The organism is Geminocystis sp. CENA526, from assembly GCF_050753365.1.
Taxonomy (GTDB): domain Bacteria; phylum Cyanobacteriota; class Cyanobacteriia; order Cyanobacteriales; family Cyanobacteriaceae; genus Geminocystis.
This window is the reverse complement of record NZ_JBLZFY010000231.1, coordinates 1-2,123: the sequence shown is the minus strand read 5'-3', so window position 1 is coordinate 2,123 and position 2,123 is coordinate 1. Positions and strand designations below refer to the sequence as shown.

The following is a 2,123-nucleotide window of genomic DNA, read 5'->3' as shown; positions in this document are numbered from 1 at the left end:
ATCGAAACTTGTGTTGAGCGTAGTCGAAACATTCATCCCACACTGATTTTGTAAGAGTTTTTTGACCGAAAAATACAGTGTGGGACTTCTTTCTTTATTTAAGTTAAAAACTCACTTTGCAATAAATTGACAAAGCTAATAGTTTTCGTTCAATAAATTGAAATGATAAAATGCAATTTTACCTCAACGTTGAAAACGCTTTGGTTTTTCTCCCACAAGTCTATTTAATATTTAGTTTATAGGGTAAAATGCTATAAATTTGATGGGGATTTTGTAAAATTTCTGTGAGACTTAATTCAGTGTTTAATTCCCAAATAATTTTAGCTAACGTTTCTTGATTCGTTAAATTTCCTGCTATTTGAGCATTATTTAATCTCTCTAATAATTCTGTTTCCCATGTTCTTCTTTCGGGAAAAGAAACTATGTCATAATTATTATTTAACTGTAGCTTTTCCTTTAAATATTCGATCGAGGAATCTAATCCACCAATATCATCAATTAAACCAACTTTGAGAGCAGATTTACCAGACCAAACTCTACCTTGAGCAATATCTGCTACTTTAGAAATGGGCAAATTTCGAGCTTGAGCAACTCTTTCTAAAAATAACTCATAAATATTGTCAACACTGTCTTGAATAATCGCTAATTCTACTTCCGTTTTAGGCTTAAATGAATTGTTTAAATCAGCAAATTTATTAGTTTTTACGACGTCATTATTAATACCATTTTTATTAGCAATATTTTCGAGATTAAATAATAAACCAAAAACCCCGATCGAACCTGTAATAGTTTTATTACTAGCAAAAATTTTCTCTCCGGCAGTCGCTATCCAATAACCACCAGAAGCGGCAACATCTCCCATAGAAATTACCACAGGTTTTTCTTGAGCGGTTAATTGTAATTCCCTTAAAATTAATTCCGAAGCAACGGCACTTCCACCGGGGCTATTGATTCTAACCACGACACCTTTAATGTCTTTATCTTGGCGTATTTTCCTAATTTCACCGACAAAACGAGTGCTACCTACTTCCGATATTCTACCCTGTCCATCCACGATCGAACCTTCCACATAAAGAATGGCGATTTTATTGGTTTGAGGGGTAGAAGTATTGGCACTTAAATAATCTGTAATGGTAATTTGACGAAAAGAATCTTGATCTTTACTATTTGTAATTTCTTTAAGTCGATCGATAACTTGATCTTGGTAAAATAGATTATCAACTAATTTTAAATTTTTCGCTTCTTGAGCTTGTAAAATACCTTTATTATCAGCAATATTATTAACTTCCCCTACTTTTAAAGGGCGATTTTTTACCGTTTCTTGTAAATAAGAATCCCATAAATCATCTAATAGTTCTAAAGTTTGAATTTTGCTTTCAGGACTAAAATTATTACGAGTAAAAGGTTCAACCGCCGACTTAAATTTACCTACTCTAGTTACTTGTAAACCAATACCATATTTTTCTAATCCAGACGCAAAAAATAATTGTGAACTAGCAAAACCATTCATTTCCATCGCTCCCATAGGATTAAGATGAATTTCATCGGCAATGGAAGTTAAAAAGTAGTCTTTTTCTCCTAGAAAAACGTTATAGGCGATGATTTTTTTGCCACTAGCTTTAAAGTTTTCAAGAGCAGTTCTAATCTCCGTTAAACTAGCAAATCCAGTATTAATATTACCCCTACTACCATCTAAATATAACGCAACAATTCGATCGTCCTTTGAGGCTTTATTGATGGCTAAAGTTATATCTCGTAAGGTTAAAGTAGGGATATTTTCGCTATTAACTAAAGAAGATAAACTACTATCAGATTGAGCATCACTAATTTGAGTATTGAGGTTAAAAATTAAAGCAGATTGACTTTCAATTTTGGGAGTATTGCTAGATAATAATAAAGCTAGAAAAAAGATTAATAATCCCCCGCCACTAATGGCAAAAAAGAAAAATAACCCTGCTAGACTGCCGATAAAACTAGCAAAAGTTTGTTGTAAAAATTTTTTCATAAGATTTAGTAAATAGGGGTTGCTGAAAAAGTCTTTTGATGAAGATAGGGAAGAGGGAAGAGGGAAAAGGGAAGAGTGAATAAATGACAAAAATCAAGGTTTTGAGGCTTTGTATCAA

Annotated in this window: 1 protein-coding gene; it reads right to left on the bottom strand. The window is 32.4% G+C overall.

Annotation, left to right across the window (positions count from 1 at the left end):
- Positions 1–220: 220 nt before the first annotated feature.
- Entirely contained in the window at positions 221–2,005 is a 1,785-nt protein-coding gene (gene sppA / locus ACN4EE_RS22970; RefSeq protein WP_431708836.1) for a signal peptide peptidase SppA, read from the bottom strand.
- Between the last annotated feature and the right edge of the window lie 118 nt (positions 2,006–2,123).